This window comes from Streptomyces sp. NPDC029169 (genome assembly GCF_055563935.1).
In genome coordinates this window covers 149,159-164,578 of sequence record NZ_JBVHXA010000007.1, presented here as the reverse complement: position 1 = coordinate 164,578, position 15,420 = coordinate 149,159, and the positions used below count along the sequence as shown (strand labels likewise).

The following is a 15,420-nucleotide window of genomic DNA, read 5'->3' as shown; positions in this document are numbered from 1 at the left end:
TGGGCCCCCACCGTTCTTGCGATGATCGGTCGGTGACTTCCTCGCAGCAGACCCCAGAACCCGACGGCCACGGCGGACATGGCGACGCCGGGCACGGGCACGGCCACGCCCACAGCCATGGGCCGGCCGCACCCGTCTCCCGGCATCTGCGCAGGGTCATCGCCGCGGTCCTGATCCCGTTCGCCACGGCCGTGGTGGTCGGGCTCGTCGTCCTGTGGCCCGGTGGCGCCCCGGAGCACGAGCGCACCGGCGTGGGCTTCGACCGGCAGACGTACCAGGGCAAGGTGGTCTCGGTCGAGCGGATCGACTGCAGGGACGTGAACGCTGCTCAGGTCCCGCCGACCGGGGACACGTCCACGCCTCAGGGCCGCGAGGCGGTCAAGGCCCAGCAGGGCGACTGCGAGAAGGCGACGATCGAGGTCACGGACGGTCCGGACAAGGGCCGTACCTTCACCGAGATCGTGCAGCCGGACGCGCCGCGTCAACTGGACGAGGGGCAGGGCGTGGTGGTGGCGTACGCGCCGGACGCCCCGCGCGATCTGCAGTACTCGGTGACGGATGTGAACCGGAAGATTCCGCTGGCTGTGCTGGCCGGGATCTTCGCGCTCGCGGTCGTGCTGGTCGGCCGGATGCGAGGGGTGATGGCGCTGATCGCGCTCGCCGTGAGCTTCCTGGTGCTGACCTTCTTCATCCTGCCGGCGATTCTGCAGGGGTCGAACCCGCTGGTGGTGGCTGTGGTCGGGTCGAGCGCGATCATGCTGGTGGCGCTCTACATGTGCCACGGTCTGTCGGCCCGTACGTCGGTCGCCGTGCTCGGGACGCTGATCTCGCTGCTGCTGATCGGACTGCTCGGCTCGTACTTCATCAGCTGGGCGTCGCTGTCCGGGAACACCGACGACAACACCGGTCTGATCCACGGTCTCTATCCGGAGATCGACATGTCGGGTCTGCTGCTGGCCGGCATCATCATCGGTTCGCTCGGTGTCCTCGACGATGTGACGGTGACGCAGACCTCGGCGGTGTGGGAGCTGCACCAGGCCGATCCCCGGTTGGGGCCCCGCGGGCTGTACCGGGCCGGGATCCGGATCGGCCGTGACCACATCGCGTCGGTGGTGAACACGCTGGTGCTCGCGTACGCCGGTGCGGCCCTGCCCCTGTTGCTGCTCTTCTCCATCGCGCAGAGCAGTGTCGGGACAGTGGCCAACAGCGAACTGGTGGCCGAGGAGATCGTCCGCACGCTGGTGGGGTCGATCGGTCTCGTCGCCTCGGTACCGGTCACGACCGCTCTCGCGGCCCTGGTCGTCTCGGCGGACCGGCCGGGAACGCCGGGAGCGCCGGGCGCGCCTGGAACGCTGGAGAAGCGTTCATCCAGGGGTGGGCGCCGCCGCCGGGCCAAGTGACGGCCCGTCGGACCTAGTGGCGCGGCCGGCGACTCACCCGGCGTTCTCCTCGGCGAGGATCCGGCCGAGTGCCGCCTCCAGGTTGTCATCGAAGTCGCCCAGTGTCCGTTCCTGACCGAGCGGAACCAGCTTGTCCGTACGGTCGAGGAAGGCGACGAGCGGCGGAGCGCTGGCGCGGAACAGGGCCCGGTCGGTGCCGACCTGGAGCCGGATGGCGACGTCCGAGAGGTCCTCGGGGTCGGTCGGCGCGATGTGCACATCGCCGTCCCCGCTCGGCCGGTTGATCCCGTCGAGCAGCAGCTCTCGGCCGAACGCCCAGGTCACGGGCGCGTCTCCGGGAAGGTGGAACGTCATCCGCACCGCGTAGGGATCCCGGGTCTCGTAACGCAGTTCCACCGGGATCCTGAAGGAGAGCTCCTCGGAGACGAGGAAGCTCATCAGGACCTCGGCCTGAACCGACTCTCGCATCATGTACCCCGCAGTAGATGAAGCAGTTGTGTAAACACAGCTGCTGAAAGCTGTGATCAAACGGCCAGGAATGATCCCCCATGGCCCTCTTGCCGCAATCGTGCTGGAAGCGCTAGCGGATCACAAGGAGTGATTTTTCAGATACTGATAGAGAACGCGAGGGAGCTGAAGAGCCTTCCGATCTCGTTCCGTAGCCGGTCGACTGCGGGAAGCAGCCGTTCTTCCTGGTGAAGGGGGAGGGAAATCGCCATGGCGGCCGCGGTGGACCCCGCTGTGATGGGGATCGCGGCACAGACCGTGCCGAGCGCATATTCCTGACGCTCCACCAGGGGTTCCATTCGCCCCATAGCGCCCAAACGATCCAAAAGCGTCCGCCGGTTACGCACCGTGTACGGAGTGATGGCCTCCACCGGATGGCGGTCGAGGTGGTCTTGACGACTCTTCAGATCCAGTTGACTGAGCAGGCACTGACCGATCGCATGCGCGTGACCCGTCTCACGGAAGTCGGCCCACTCGTCCACCGCGGGGGCGGAGGGCGTGTCGGCGACGGCGACGAGCTCGATCTCGCCCTCGCGGTAGATCGCGAAGTAGACCGGGACTCCGATCTCGTCGCGCCAGTGCGCGAGGGAGTCTTCGACCTTGGTGCGACGATTCTGCAGAACTCCGCCGCCGGCCAGTCGACCGGCAGCGTCGCCGAAGACGAACACACCCTTCTCACGGCGCAGATAGCCCTCGTGCGTCAGAGTGCGGAGCAGGTGGTACGCGGTGGGCAGCGGGAGTCCGGCCTCGCGCGCGAGTTGTTTGGCGGGAGCTCCGTCCTCGTGGGAGCCCACGGCCTCCAGTAGTCTCAGCGCCCGCTGCACCGAGCCGATCAGGGTAGGAACGGCGGACTGCGTAGCCGTGGCCAAAGGTCACCCCCAGGCGTGACGACGGGTGTCGTACACCCGCCCGCGGGGGCCGCCCCCGCGCGCCCGCCGCGGCCTGGGAACCGGTGGGTCCGGTGGGCGGACCCGCCCGGAACAGGTGGACAACCGCAGATCAGTGCGGAGGACTACGCCGGCTTTCCCCGGGGCGGCAGAGGAATTCCACTCTAAAGGCAGCTCCCAGGCCTGACCGAGGTTTCACCAGCTGCGTCCCTCGGCCGGGCTAACGCCCGACGTCCCGGACCTACCGACGGGTAGCGTGTGCTACCCCTCGCTACCAGTCCTCGCGCGAGGTCGACGAGGATATGAACTTCCGTACGACGTAGATCAGTCCGCCGACCAGGGCGACGAAGACCAGCACCTTGAAGAGCAGACCGATCACGAACGTCGCGATGCTGGTGATCAGACCGCCGAAGACCAACAGGGCGATGACGGGTATGGCGACCCACTTCACCCACCAGGGCATCCCCGCGAGAATCTCTCGTACCGCCATCGCGCCTACCTCATCTCCCGAAGACTCCGTCCCGCGCGCTCTGCGCCGGACACCTTCGATGCTAGAGGTGGCACCGGTGCCCGCGGGGGCCTCGGAGCCCTTGCTCTCCCCTGATCCACCCCCTAGGGGAGTTCAGGCCTCCGGCGGCGAGAAGACCACCATGACCCGCAGGTCCTCGGTGATGTGGTGGAACTTGTGGGCCACTCCGGCCGGCACGTACACCACGCTGCCGCGCGCCACCTGCGTCGTCTCCATCCCGACCGTGATCGCGGCCCGCCCACTGACGACGAAGTACACCTCGTCCTGACCGTGCGGCTGCTGCGGGTCGAGCGAGCCGGTGTCGAGGGCGTACAGACCGACGGACATGTTCCGCTCCCGCAGGAACTGGAGGTACGCACCGTCGTTGGCGGCGCGCTCCGCCTCCAGTTCATCGAGTCGGAATGCTTTCATCGTGCGTTCGCCCCTGCCCTTGGCCCGATCATGTCTGCCACGATCAGACACATGAAGAATTTCGTAGTCAAGACGCTCGCCAACGCGGGCGCACTGGGAGTGGCCATCTGGCTGCTCCAGGACATCACCCTGACCGGTGACAGCACCGCCAAGAAGGCCTGGACGCTCATCCTCGTCGCCCTGGTTTTCGGGCTGGTGAACTTCTTGGTGAAGCCGATCGTCAAGCTGATCTCGCTTCCGCTGTTCATCCTCACCCTTGGCCTGATCACGCTGGTGATCAACGCCCTGATGCTGCTGCTCACCTCCTGGCTGGCCGACCAGCTCGACCTCAGCTTCCATGTCGAGGGCTTCTGGACCGCGGTCCTCGGCGGCCTGATCATCTCCGTCGTCTCCTGGGCGCTCAACGTCGTGCTCCCCGACGGGGACTGAGTGCGCACGATGACGTACCGCGCCCGTCTCGTCTGCACGGGCGCGGTCGAGGTGGACAGCGCGGGCACCGGGGCAGCCAAAGGCGGCTTCGGGGAGCGCCTGGAGATGGTGGAGGCGGCGAGCGAAGGACCGCTCGCCGCCGTGCGCGAGAGTCTGGAGGAACGGGCGGTATGAGCACGGACACGTCCGGGGGCGCCGGGGAGTTCAGCGCCCCCGGCTCCCCAGGCGCCCTCGGCGAGGGGACACGGGCGGTACGGGCGGGGCTCCCCGAGCCGGTGAAGTACGAACCGACCCTGCCGGGGCCGGTCTTCGCCGCCCACTTCCATCTGCCGGGCGACCCCACCGGCCCCTATACGTACGGGCGGGACGAGAACCCCACCTGGACCCACCTGGAACGCGCCATCGGCGAGCTGGAGGCGCCGGGGGCGCCGGGGGTCGAGACGCTCGTCTTCGCCTCGGGCATGGCCGCCATCTCCGCCGTCCTCTTCTCCCAGTTGAGGGCCGGCGACGTGGTCGTCGTACCGGACGACGGCTACCAGGCGCTGCCCCTGGTCCACGAGCAGCTCAGGGCGTACGGCATCGAGGTCCGCACCGCGCCCACCGGCGGCGACGCCCAGCTGTCCGTACTGGACGGGGCGCGGCTGCTGTGGATCGAGACGCCCTCCAACCCCGGTCTCGACGTCTGCGACATCCGCCGTCTGGTGCGCGCGGCCCACGGGGCCGGAGCGCTGGTCGCCGTCGACAACACCCTGGCCACCCCGCTCGGCCAGCGGCCCCTGGAGCTGGGCGCGGACTTCTCCGTCGCCAGCGACACCAAGGGCATGACCGGGCACGGCGACATCCTCCTCGGCCATGTCAGCTGCCTCGACCCGCAGCGCGCCGCGGAGGTACGGCGCTGGCGCAAGATCGTCGGGGCGATCCCGGGCCCCATGGAGGCCTGGCTCGCCCACCGTTCCCTGGCCACCCTCCAGCTCCGCATCGACCGGCAGTGCACCTCGGCGCTCGCCCTCGCGGAGACCCTGGCCAAGCGGGGTGAGGTCACCGGGCTGCGGTACCCCGGGCTGCCTGACGACCCCTCGCACGCGGTGGCGGCCACGCAGATGCGGCGCTTCGGCCCCGTCGTGTCGTTCGTGCTTCCCGACCGGGCATGGGCCGAGCGGTTCCTCGACGGGCTGCGGCTCGTGGACGACGCCACCAGCTTCGGCGGTGTGCGCTCGACGGCCGAGCGGCGCGGGCGGTGGGGCGGCGACGCCGTGCCGGAGGGTTTCGTCCGTTTCTCCGTCGGGGCCGAGGACCCCGAGGACCTGATCGCGGACGTGCTGCGCGCCCTCGACGCGGCCGAGGCGGCCCCTGCCGGTTGAGCGAACGCGCACGGAACCGGGGCGCTCCGAGCCTCCCCCCTCATGGCTCGGAACGCCCCCGGTTCCACGCGCGGAGAACCGCCTGAACAAGGCTAGTTGACTCTGCGTCAGTGTCCAATCACGGTAGCGACAGAGACCTATCGACTTATTTATAGTTGGACGGTCCTGAGGCGCCGTCAGCCGACCGCCTGAGTCGAACGGCCACACGGCCGGGAGGGGGCGGACATGGACCTCGCCCTGCTGCGCACCTTCGTCGCGGTGCACCGGGCCGGCTCCTTCACCCGCGCCGCGGCGCTGCTCGGACTCTCCCAGCCCGCGGTCACCAGCCAGATCCGGACCCTGGAGCGGCAGCTCGGACGGCCGCTCTTCCTCAGACAGGCCCGTGGGGTCACCCCCACCACCATCGGGGACGAGCTCGCCCACCGTGCCGCCCCGCATCTGGACGCCCTCGTGGAGATCGCCGAGACGGGTCTGGACGAGGAGAGCGGCGTCCGCACCCTCCATCTCGCCGGGCCTTCCGAGTTCACCTCGGCGCGCGCCCTGCCCGCCCTCACCCCGTTGGTCTCCCAGGGACTCGCGGTACGGGCCGCGTTCCCCGGCACGGCCGAGGAGATCCTCGACGGGCTCGCCGCGGGCCACCACGATCTGGCCATCGCCACCGCCCGCCCGCGCGGCGGGCTGTTCAGCTCCACACCGCTCTGCGACGAGGAGCACGTGCTGGTCGCCGCCCCGCGCTGGGCCGCCCGGCTGGCCCCCGACATGCTGCTCCGCAAGGGCGCCGTGGTCCTGGAGCAGCTGCCGGTCGTCGAGGTGCACGAGTCGCTGCCGTTCGTCTCCCGCTACTGGGCGGCCGTCTTCGAGACCAAGCCGGCCGCGACGGCCACGATCGTGGCGCCCGACCTGCGGGCCGTCCTGGAATCCACGGCCGCCGGGGCGGGCCTCGCCGTCCTGCCCCGCTATCTGTGCGAGGAGGCTCTGGAGCAGGGCCGCCTCGTGGCGCTGCTCGATCCGCCGGTGCCCCCGCTGCGGACGTACTTCCTGGTCGTCCGGACCGGGACGCTCGCCCTGCCGCACATCGCGCGGGCGCACGAGTGGCTCCTGCGGGCCTCCGGGGACTGGTGAGTTTCAGGACACCTGTGGCGGGCCATTTTCTTCCCATGACCGAACGTCCTGTGGTCAAGCGCACCGCACGCGCCATTCTGCTCGATGGAAACGACCTCATCCTGATCAAGCGCACGAAGCCGGGGATGGATCCCTACTGGCTGACGCCCGGCGGCGGGGTCGAGCCCTCGGACACCACCGTCGTCGAGGCCCTCCACCGCGAGGTGCACGAGGAGCTCGGCGCCAAGATCACCGATGTGGTCCCCTGCTTCGTGGACACCGTCGAGCACATCGTCGACGGCGGTGTCTCGGGGGTGAAGGTCCAGCACTTCTTCGTCTGCCGGCTCGAGTCGATGGACCCCACGCTGCGGCACGGCCCCGAGATCGAGGAACCGGTGGGCGAGTACGAGATCGTCCGGGTGCCGTTCACCCGGGTGGGCATCGCCGCCGTCCACCTTGTGCCGCTGTCGCTGCGCCACTACCTGGACGGCAACATCGAGGGCGTGCGCGCGATGCACGCCCCCGACCTGGGCTAGGACGCGGGATTCTGGGGGTTCCTGGGTCAGGACGCGAGTTCCGCGAGGAAGTCGTGGCGGATCCGCTCTTCGGGGATGCCGATCCCCCGCAGGGTGGCGACCCCGCGCCGGATCATGCCGGGCGGGCCCGACAGATAGGCCTCGTACTCGTTCCACGGGCCGTACTGGCGCACGGCGTCGGGCAGCTGGGCCTGGTCCTCGGTGACCGGCCGCACCGACAGCCAGGGGAACGTCTTCTGGAGCCGCATCATCGTGTCGATGTCGTACAGGTCATGGCCGCTGCGCGCCCCGTAGAACACCTCCACGGGCCGCCGGTCCCCGTGCTCGGCGACATCCTCGACCAGCGCCTTGATGGGCGCGATCCCGGTGCCGCCGCCCAGACACAGCAGTCCGTTGTCCGTGGTGTGGTCGACCGTCATCGACCCCGCGGGCGGACCGAGCCGCAGCACGTCGCCGGGTCGCGCGTGGTGCACGAGGGCGTTGGAGACCCAGCCGGCCGGGACCGCCTTGACGTGCAGGGAGAGCAGTCCGTCGGGCCGGGGCGCCGAGGCGAAGGAGTACTGCCGCCAGACGCGCGGCCACCAGGGGGTCTCCAGCGTCGTGTACTGGCCGGCGAGGAAGGAGTACGGCTGGCCGGGGCGGAGCGTGATCACCGCGATGTCCGGGGTCCGCAGATCGTGCGAGACGACCTCGGCCTGCCACCAGGCGGGCGCGCGCTGCTCGTTCTCCGCCGCCGCGTCGATCATGATCTGCGAGATCGTGGTGTACGTCCGCACCCAGGCGGCCTCGGTCTCCTCGTTCCAGGTCAGGGTGGCGTACCGGATGAGGGCGCCGATCAGCGCCTCGCCGACGGCCGGGTAGTGCGTCGCCTGTGTCCCGTACTTGCGGTGTCCACGGCCCAGGTTCTGGAGGTACGCGGTGAGTACGGGGGCGTTGTCCATGTGCTCGGCCGCCGTCAGCAGCGCCTTGAGGAGGCGGTCGCGCTGGGTGTCCATGGCCGCGGGGAACATCGCGCGCAGCTCGGGGTGGCGGATGAAGAGCAGTGCGTAGAAGTACGACGTCACCTTGTCGGCGACAGGGGCGATCTCGGCCAGGGTGCGGCGTATGAGGATCGCGTCGGGGGACGGTCCCGGAGCTATCCGGGGCGGTGCCTCGCCGTCGTCGTGCCCGGCCTCTTTCATCGTGTGCCTCGCCTCGCGCCTTCGGCTCGTGTCGCCGCAGCTTGACAGGTTCGACCAACGGTTCGGACAGAAAGTGGAATTCTCGGGCATTAACCCCGTGACTGCGGCTAGGCTGCGCTCTTTCGGACCAGGTCGTAGGCCTCGCGTAGATCGGGCCCGGCGTAGGCGTGCCGGGAGAGCCCGGCCAGATGGTGGTCGGCGTTCACGGCCACGGTGAGCGGCACGGCGGCGAAGAGCTCGGCGTCGGACATCGAGTCGCCGTAGGCCACGCAGTCCTCCAGGCCCAGCCCGTACTCCGCGCAGAGCCGACGCGCGATGCTCACCTTCGCCGCGGCGTTGAGGATGCCCGGACGGTGGATGGGCTCGGTGAACGGGACGGACGGCCAGCGGGAGCCATGGGCGGCATCGGCTCCCCAGTCGAGAAGACGCTCGACGAAGAAGTCCGGCGAGAGGGAGATGACGGCGCAGCGTCCGCCCTGGGCGTGGATGTCAGCCCAGACCTCGCGGATGCCGACCAGCCAGGGAGCCCCTTCGAAGGCGGCCGTGACCTGCTCCGGCGTCAGGGCGGACCAGAGCGCGTGGGCCTGGACCGCGAACTCGTCGGGCGTCAGCCCGTCCAGCAGGAATCCCCGCTCCAGCGCGGCGATCTCCTCGGTGAGGCCGAGCTGCCGCGAGATCTCCACCGCGGCCGCCGACCCCCGGATCAACGTGCCGTCCAGATCGAAGAGATGGAGCCTGCCGCCCCCCGGAGAACTCGTCATGTACGCCGAGACTAGTACGTGCGCTTACTCCCTCCGTCAGACGCGGGACGAGAGGCGGCACGGCACGGTGTTTCACGTGAAACATCTCCAGCGTCCCGCTCGGCGGGCACTCCTCGTCGTCCATGTCGCCGTCTCCGTGGCGTGGCTCGGGCTCAGCGTGGGACTGCTGACGCTCGGCATCACGGCCTATACGACCGGCGATCCCTCCCTCACCGAAGCCTCCTACCGCGCGATGAAGGTGTTCGCGGACTGGCTGCTCGCTCCGGTCGCCGCGGTGACCCTGGTGAGCGGCCTGGTGCTCTCCCTGGGCACGCCCTGGGGTCTGGCCCGGCACCACTGGGTCTGGATCAAGTTCTGGATCACCCTGGTCACCGCCGCCGCGACGATCTTCGCGCTGCGCCCGGAGATCGAGCACGCGGCGACGGCCGGAGTGCCCGATCCCAGTCTCGTGGCGGCCCCGACGATCTCGACGGCGGCCTACCTCTTCATGACAGCGATCTCGGTGCTGAAGCCCTGGGGGATCACTCGCCGGGGACGCCGCCTGCGGGCACGAGCCATTTCTTCTAAAGCGGTGGACGGACGATCATCGCGTCAGACAGCCTGAGCATCATGCCGACGTCGCTCGCCCTGCTCGACCAGCTGCCCATCCGGCTCCTCACCGCCGAGGACCTCACCGCCTGCGCCGATCTCTCCGAGGACCGGGGCTGGCCGCGTGAGGAACACAAATGGAACCTCCTGCTGACCGCGGGCACCGGGTACGGCATCGACGACCCCGCAGGCAAGGGGCTGATCGCGGCCGGCGTGGTCACCTCGTACGGGCCCGGGCTCGCCGCGATCGGCATGGTCCTCGTCGCCGAGCGGTACGCCCGCCAGGGCGTGGGGCGCCGACTGATGCGCCATGTAGTGGCGGAGGCCGGAGACACCCCGCTCACGCTCCACGCGACCCCGAACGGGCAGCCGCTCTACGAGCAGCTGGGCTTCGTCCAGACGGGGCGCGCCGAGATGCTCCGCGGCCACTTCACCCCGACGCAGCCGGTCCCGTACATCCCGACCCGCCCCGCCACCGCCGAGGACATCCAGACGATCCTCCGCCTGGACACCGAGATCTTCGGTCTGGACCGCACCCATATGATCACCCGCCTCCCGGCCTTCGCGGACCAGCTCCGCGTCGCCGAGGAGGACGGCCGCATCACCGGCTTCGCCGCAGCCTGGCCGAACATGGACACCCATGTCGTCGGACCCCTGATCGCCCGCGACACGGCCACCGCGCAGGCCCTCGTCGCCTCCCTCGCTGCCGCCACGAACCGCCCCCTGCGTACGGACATCGATGTACGCCACGAGGCGCTGCTGAGCTGGCTCAAGGCGAACGGCCTCGCCCCGATCGCGTTCAACGCGGTGATGGTGCGCTCGCTGCCCGACCTGCCGGGCGACTGGAGCCGTCGGTTCGCGCCCCTGACCGTCGCGGCGGGATAACGCCCGTGTAATTGCACGCGCGGGCACCGCGCTGGAGTCCCGGCACGGCCTGAGCGTGCGCGAGTACTCCCTGCTCGACGGGGCGCTCCGCGAGGCCCTCGACGAGGCGGCGAAGAACCCGGAGCTGGCTCCCCTGGTCCGCGCCGTCGAGGGCTTGCACGTTCCCGCCTGACCCGACCCGGCCCGCCAGGACGCCCCGGGGCCGCGCCCCTCGGCGTCCTGTTTCACGTGAAACAGTGGTTCAGAGGCCGCGCCAGCCCGCCTCGTCCACGCCGCCCGGAACGGCGTCGCCCCTCTCGTACGGCTCCCGGGTGAAGACGAAGGACCCCAGATCGAGATGGCTCACCGAGCCATCCGCCCGCCGCACCGCGCGGAGCGTCTCCCCCAGGTAGTAGCCGTTCAGGCCGACCCAGCCACCCTCCGGCAGCGCCCTGAAGGTCGCCCGCCGTCCGACACCACTCAGCGGTTCGAGGGTCACGCGCCGATCCTGACCGAGGCGGAGTCCGAACGCATACGTTCCCCAATACCAGGGCCCGGTCAGCTCCAGCAGCTCTTGGTCCACCTCGGCCTCGGGCAGCGGCCTCCACGGCTCGGGGAACCGGGGTTCGGCCTCCGCCACGATCCGTACGAGATCGGCGGCCACCGCGGCCATCAGCGGCCCGGAGGTGGCATTGGCGAGAGCGACCGCCGCCACCCCGTCCTCGACACTCACCCAGAGACAGGCGACGAAGCCCGGCAGCGACCCGGTGTGGCCGATCAGCGTCCGGCCGTCCTTGCGCAGCAGCTGAACGCCCAGACCGTAACCGCCATCCCAGTCACCGGCGCCGGGCGCCACCGCCGGCGTACGCATCTCCTCGACCGAGGCGGCCCCGAGCACCCGGTCGTCACCCAGGGCGAGGAACCCGGCGAAGCGGCAGAGGTCGTCGGCGGTCGACCACAGCTGTCCGGCCGGCGCCATCAGCCCCAGGTCCTCGGCGGGTTCGGGAAGCATCACATCGGCCCACGGATGCACGGCCCAGCCGCCGGCGTGGGGAGCGACGGGCCGCACGCTCGTCCGCGTCAGACCCAGCGGCTCCAGGATCTCGCCGCGCAGCGCCTCCTCCCAGGAGACCCCGCGCGCCGCCTCGACCAGCGAACCGAGCAGCGTGTACCCGGGGTTGGAGTAGTGGTGGCGGCGCCCCACAGGGTGCAGGAGCGGCTCCTCACCGAGCACATCAGCCAGCTTCGGCCGTACCGTCCCCGGCGTCCGCTCCCACCACGGCCCCGGGCTCTCCGCCGCGAGGCCCGCACTGTGCCCGAGGAGCTGAGCGATGGTCACCTCGCCGACGCCCGTGCCCGGCAGATGCTTCTCCAAGGGGTCGCTCAGATCCAGGAGCCCCTCGTCACGGAGCCGCATCACCAGCACGGCGGTGAACACCTTGGTGAGAGAGCCGATCCGGTACTGCGTGTCGGCGTCCGGGGCATGCCCGTCGACACAACTGCGCGATCCGCTCCACACCTTCCTCCCCTCGCGGGCCACGGCCCCGACGAAGGAGGGCGAGCGCCCCTCGGACTGGGCGACCGCGACACGGTGCAGCAGGGCCCGTTCGGTACTGGGAAGCAGAGCTTCGAAGGGAGAGGTCATGGAACGATCCAACGCCCCGACCGCTCCGTAGTCGACCACATTTCCTGAATACAGGCGGCTGTTCAGCCACCTGTATTCATCGCCGGGTGAGCCACGCCTTCATCGCAGCGTGAGCGGCGTCTCGGATTCCACGTGGTTCAGCTTCTCGGGGTTGCGGACGTAGTACAGGCCGGAGATGCGGCCGTCCTCGACCCGGAACGCCATGACACCATCCATCTCCCCGTCCACGTGCACGAGCAGCGCCGGGCTGCCGTTGACCACGGTGGGAGCGACGCTGATCGGCAGCTTGTGCTTGCCGAGGCCGCCGATCATGAAGCGGGTCACCTTCCCGGCGCCGGCGATCGGCCGCAGGGCGGCCTGCTTGATGCCCCCGCCATCGCTCACAAGGACGACCTCCGGGGCGAGCACATCGAGAAGTCCCTGCGGGTCCCCGGTCTCGAGCGCGCGCTGGAACGAGTCCAGAGCCGCCCGGACCTGACTCGGTGAGGCCACCTGGCGAGGGCGCCGGGCATCGACGTGACGGCGGGCGCGGTGGGCGATCTGACGAACGGCCTCGGGGCTCTTGTCGACCGCGGCCGCGATCTCGTCGTAGCTGACGTCGAAGGCCTCACGCAGCACGAACACGGCACGCTCCGTCGGCGACAGCGTTTCCAGCACAAGCATGATCGCCATCGACACACTCTCGGCGAGCTCGACGTCCTCGGCCACGTCCGGCGCCGTGAGCAGCGGCTCAGGCAGCCACTGACCGACGTACGCCTCCTTGCGGCGCGACATGGCGCGCAGCCGGTTGAGCGCCTGCCGGGTCGTGATCCGGACCAGGTAGGCACGGTGGTCGCGCACCTCCGCCAGGTCGACCTTGACCCACCGCAGCCAGGACTCCTGAAGAACGTCCTCGGCGTCCGCGGCCGATCCGAGCATCTCGTACGCGACGGTGAAGAGCAGGTTGCGGTGGGCGACGAACGTCTCGGTCGCCGGGTCGGTGGCGCGGTCACTCATCTCTCGGCCCTCTCCTTCGCGGCCGGCCCTGGTCGCCGACCCCAGTCGATCATGCACCCACAGCAGGGCCCTCAGGCAGGCTGCTCAGCGACGGCCGGCACCTCTCCGTCCCTGGCCTCCAGCAGCTGCCGGCGCTTGGCACCCCCTGAGACGCGGTGCAAGCTGTACGAACCGGGCTTGCGTGCCTCGTCCGCCAGGTGCTTGACGACGCCCTTGCACACGAACTCCTTGAGCTTCGCGCCCGGTCGACCGTCGATGTGGAACCCCAGCGCGACGTCGTACCGGTGAGCGAACTGGAAGATACCGGCGTGTCGGCCCAGGCTGATGCACTGTCCGGCGAACACCTGGTTGAGAGGCGCGGGTTGCGCACCCGCGATCCTGCTGAGCACCGTGTCGGCGGCCCGCGCGCCCAGAGGCATCGCGGCCTGGCAGCTCATCCGCAGCGGCAGGCCCGACGGCGCCGCCGAGTCCCCGGCCGCAACGATCCGCTCGTCGTCCACACTCGTCAGCGTCTCGTCCGTGAGCAGCCGTCCCAGGGCATCGGTGCTCAGCCCGCTGCGCGCCGCCAGGTCCGGCACGCCGAAGCCGGCGGTCCAGATGGTCACCAGGCTCGGCAGCTCACGGCCGTCAGCGAGCCGCACGGCGTCGCGCGTCACCGCCGTCACCTTCGCGCCGGGCCCCTGGAGCACAGTCACCCCCAGCTCGGCCAGCCGCTTCGCGACCGAGCGCCGACCCCGAGGGTGCAGGTACGGGCCAAGCACCTCGCCGCACACCAGGGTCACGATGCGGCCCTCTTCCGCCAGCTCGGCGGCGGTCTCGATGCCGGTCGGACCGGCTCCGACAACGGTCACGGCGGCCGACGCGGGCGCGGCGCCGAGGGCCGGGCGCAGCCGCTGCGCCTCCTCCAGGCTCGCAATCGGGTAGGCGAACTCGGCCGCTCCGGGCACGCGCGGGTCGGCGCTGCCACTGCCCACCGCGTAGATCAGGTAGTCGTAGCCGACCGTGTCGCCGCTCGCCAACGTCACACTGCGGTCGGCCGCGTCGATCCGGCTCACGGTGTCGACCACCAGACCGACGCCCTCACGCAGGACGTCGCTGTACGCGACGACCGCCTCGTCGGACCCTGCCACCAGCTGGTGCAGGCGGATCCGATGGACGAAGTCCGGGCGCGGGTTGATCAGCGTCACGGTCACGTCGGCGCGCTGCGTCAGCCGGTTGGCCGCCATGACACCCGCGTACCCGCCGCCGATCACGACCACATCGGTGTTACCGGTCATCGGTCTCTCCTCCGCTTCAAGGGGTTCGACCTCAAGACACCGCACGACCGATCGCTGTGACACCCTGTGACCCAGATCACATCACGGGCGGGCTCGGGCGCTCCTGTAGGGTCTCGCCGCCGATGACATGTCGATCTTCTGTGACCTGCTGCATGTGGACTCAGATCGCGCACCGATGAGTTTCGCGCGCCGCGCCGGTCTGTACGCGTGAGACCGACTCACGGAAGGCTGGCGCCATGCGGAAACTGATCTACGGCATGAACCTGACCCTGGACGGCTACATCGCCGCGCCCGGCGACGACATCGGCTGGAGCGTGCCGAGCGACGAGCTGTTCCAGTTTTGGTCCGATCAGTTGCAGGCGACCGACCTGTCGCTGTACGGGCGCAAGCTGTGGCAGACGATGAGCTCCTACTGGCCGACCGGCGACCAGCAGCCCAACGCCACCCCGGCGGAGATCGAGTTCGCGCGCCGCTGGCGGGACATGTCGAAGGTGGTGTTCTCCTCGACGATCGACAAGGTCGACTGGAACACCCGCCTGGTCACCGGCGACGCGGTCGCCGAGATCACCCGGCTCAAGGCCGAGGACGGCGGCCCGATGGACATCGGCGGCGCGACGCTCGCCGGGGCGGCCATGCGGGCCGGGCTGATTGACGAGTACGTACTGGCCACCGCGCCGGTCCTGGTGGGCGGCGGCACGCCGTTCTTCACCGCGCTGGACAACTGGGTGAACCTGAACCTGGTGGAGACGCGGACGCTTCCCTGCGGCGTGATCCTGACCAGGTACGAGACGAGGCGCTGAGCGCCCATCCGGGAGTCACGGGCCATGTGCTCCGCGGGTGACACCGGAGGAGCCGGCTCGGTTGCGCCGCGTACGGTGAGACGCCCTTCAGCTACCTCATGACCCGCCACATCGAGCGGGCGAAGGCGTTGCTGAGGTGCCACTCCG

General features: G+C 70.0%; 18 protein-coding genes and 2 pseudogenes. 11 read left to right on the top strand and 9 right to left on the bottom strand.

Annotated features, from left to right (window positions below; all coding sequences use genetic code 11):
* Positions 1 to 32 precede the first annotated feature (32 nt).
* A complete protein-coding gene (locus ACZ4VI_RS15820; protein ID WP_467999779.1) occupies positions 33 to 1,400 on the top strand; it encodes a YibE/F family protein in 1,368 nt (455 codons plus the stop codon).
* Positions 1,401 to 1,433: 33 nt separating this feature from the next.
* On the opposite strand, the gene ACZ4VI_RS15815 is transcribed toward ACZ4VI_RS15820, so the two are convergent.
* From ACZ4VI_RS15815 to ACZ4VI_RS15800, 4 genes are all read right to left on the bottom strand, one after another.
* Positions 1,434 to 1,868, bottom strand: coding sequence for an SsgA family sporulation/cell division regulator (locus ACZ4VI_RS15815; RefSeq protein WP_467999778.1), 435 nt, complete (start codon positions 1,866 to 1,868; stop codon positions 1,434 to 1,436).
* 137 nt (positions 1,869 to 2,005) lie between these two features.
* Positions 2,006 to 2,743 (bottom strand): IclR family transcriptional regulator, encoded by a 738-nt coding sequence (locus tag ACZ4VI_RS15810; protein WP_467999980.1) that lies wholly within the window; start codon positions 2,741 to 2,743, stop codon positions 2,006 to 2,008.
* A 322-nt stretch (positions 2,744 to 3,065) separates the two neighbouring features.
* Entirely contained in the window at positions 3,066 to 3,284 is a 219-nt protein-coding gene (locus ACZ4VI_RS15805; protein ID WP_467999777.1) for a DUF5326 family protein, read from the bottom strand.
* A gap of 132 nt (positions 3,285 to 3,416) precedes the next feature.
* Entirely contained in the window at positions 3,417 to 3,734 is a 318-nt protein-coding gene (locus tag ACZ4VI_RS15800) for a cupin domain-containing protein (protein ID WP_467999776.1), read from the bottom strand.
* 51 nt (positions 3,735 to 3,785) lie between these two features.
* Between ACZ4VI_RS15800 and ACZ4VI_RS15795 the strand changes: the two genes are divergently transcribed.
* The 5 genes from ACZ4VI_RS15795 (at position 3,786) to ACZ4VI_RS15775 (ending at position 7,161) form a co-directional block, all read left to right on the top strand.
* Positions 3,786 to 4,163, top strand: coding sequence for a phage holin family protein (locus ACZ4VI_RS15795; RefSeq protein ID WP_467999775.1), 378 nt, complete (start codon positions 3,786 to 3,788; stop codon positions 4,161 to 4,163).
* Between the two features lie 9 nt (positions 4,164 to 4,172).
* Positions 4,173 to 4,337, top strand: coding sequence for a hypothetical protein (locus tag ACZ4VI_RS15790; protein ID WP_467999774.1), 165 nt, complete (start codon positions 4,173 to 4,175; stop codon positions 4,335 to 4,337).
* Positions 4,334 to 5,524, top strand: coding sequence for a cystathionine gamma-lyase (locus tag ACZ4VI_RS15785; protein ID WP_467999773.1), 1,191 nt, complete (start codon positions 4,334 to 4,336; stop codon positions 5,522 to 5,524). Before ACZ4VI_RS15790 ends, ACZ4VI_RS15785 begins: the two co-directional genes overlap by 4 nt.
* A gap of 225 nt (positions 5,525 to 5,749) precedes the next feature.
* Positions 5,750 to 6,646 (top strand): LysR family transcriptional regulator, encoded by an 897-nt coding sequence (locus ACZ4VI_RS15780; RefSeq protein WP_467999772.1) that lies wholly within the window; start codon positions 5,750 to 5,752, stop codon positions 6,644 to 6,646.
* 35 nt (positions 6,647 to 6,681) lie between these two features.
* Positions 6,682 to 7,161 (top strand): NUDIX domain-containing protein, encoded by a 480-nt coding sequence (locus ACZ4VI_RS15775; protein ID WP_467999771.1) that lies wholly within the window; start codon positions 6,682 to 6,684, stop codon positions 7,159 to 7,161.
* 26 nt (positions 7,162 to 7,187) lie between these two features.
* On the opposite strand, the gene ACZ4VI_RS15770 is transcribed toward ACZ4VI_RS15775, so the two are convergent.
* Together ACZ4VI_RS15770 and ACZ4VI_RS15765 are read right to left on the bottom strand one after the other, a co-directional pair.
* The gene (locus ACZ4VI_RS15770) at positions 7,188 to 8,342 is read right to left on the bottom strand and encodes a globin domain-containing protein (protein WP_467999770.1); all 1,155 of its coding nucleotides are present in this window, start codon (positions 8,340 to 8,342) and stop codon (positions 7,188 to 7,190) included.
* Between the two features lie 107 nt (positions 8,343 to 8,449).
* Positions 8,450 to 9,103 carry an HAD family hydrolase gene (locus ACZ4VI_RS15765; protein WP_467999769.1) on the bottom strand — a complete coding sequence of 218 codons (654 nt, stop codon included), beginning with the start codon at positions 9,101 to 9,103 and terminating at the stop codon, positions 8,450 to 8,452.
* Positions 9,104 to 9,179: 76 nt separating this feature from the next.
* Here ACZ4VI_RS15765 and ACZ4VI_RS15760 point away from each other — a divergent pair, with 76 nt between their 5' ends.
* From ACZ4VI_RS15760 to ACZ4VI_RS15750, 3 genes and pseudogenes are all read left to right on the top strand, one after another.
* A complete protein-coding gene (locus ACZ4VI_RS15760; RefSeq protein ID WP_467999768.1) occupies positions 9,180 to 9,707 on the top strand; it encodes a DUF2269 domain-containing protein in 528 nt (175 codons plus the stop codon).
* Positions 9,708 to 9,712: 5 nt separating this feature from the next.
* On the top strand, positions 9,713 to 10,576 hold the full coding sequence (locus ACZ4VI_RS15755; RefSeq protein WP_467999767.1) for a GNAT family N-acetyltransferase: 864 nt from the start codon (positions 9,713 to 9,715) through the stop codon (positions 10,574 to 10,576).
* A gap of 76 nt (positions 10,577 to 10,652) precedes the next feature.
* A pseudogene (locus tag ACZ4VI_RS15750) lies at positions 10,653 to 10,748 on the top strand (MarR family transcriptional regulator); the annotation flags it as partial.
* Between the two features lie 69 nt (positions 10,749 to 10,817).
* On the opposite strand, the gene ACZ4VI_RS15745 reads toward ACZ4VI_RS15750, so the two are convergent.
* From ACZ4VI_RS15745 to ACZ4VI_RS15735, 3 genes are all read right to left on the bottom strand, one after another.
* Positions 10,818 to 12,200 (bottom strand): serine hydrolase domain-containing protein, encoded by a 1,383-nt coding sequence (locus ACZ4VI_RS15745; protein WP_467999766.1) that lies wholly within the window; start codon positions 12,198 to 12,200, stop codon positions 10,818 to 10,820.
* Positions 12,201 to 12,299: 99 nt separating this feature from the next.
* Positions 12,300 to 13,196, bottom strand: coding sequence for an RNA polymerase sigma-70 factor (locus ACZ4VI_RS15740; RefSeq protein ID WP_467999765.1), 897 nt, complete (start codon positions 13,194 to 13,196; stop codon positions 12,300 to 12,302).
* Between the two features lie 71 nt (positions 13,197 to 13,267).
* A complete protein-coding gene (locus ACZ4VI_RS15735; RefSeq protein ID WP_467999764.1) occupies positions 13,268 to 14,473 on the bottom strand; it encodes an NAD(P)/FAD-dependent oxidoreductase in 1,206 nt (401 codons plus the stop codon).
* 236 nt (positions 14,474 to 14,709) lie between these two features.
* Here ACZ4VI_RS15735 and ACZ4VI_RS15730 point away from each other — a divergent pair, with 236 nt between their 5' ends.
* Positions 14,710 to 15,273 (top strand): dihydrofolate reductase family protein, encoded by a 564-nt coding sequence (locus ACZ4VI_RS15730; protein WP_266358395.1) that lies wholly within the window; start codon positions 14,710 to 14,712, stop codon positions 15,271 to 15,273.
* A gap of 50 nt (positions 15,274 to 15,323) precedes the next feature.
* Positions 15,324 to 15,410: pseudogene (locus tag ACZ4VI_RS15725) on the top strand (AraC family transcriptional regulator); the annotation flags it as partial.
* Positions 15,411 to 15,420: the final 10 nt, after the last annotated feature.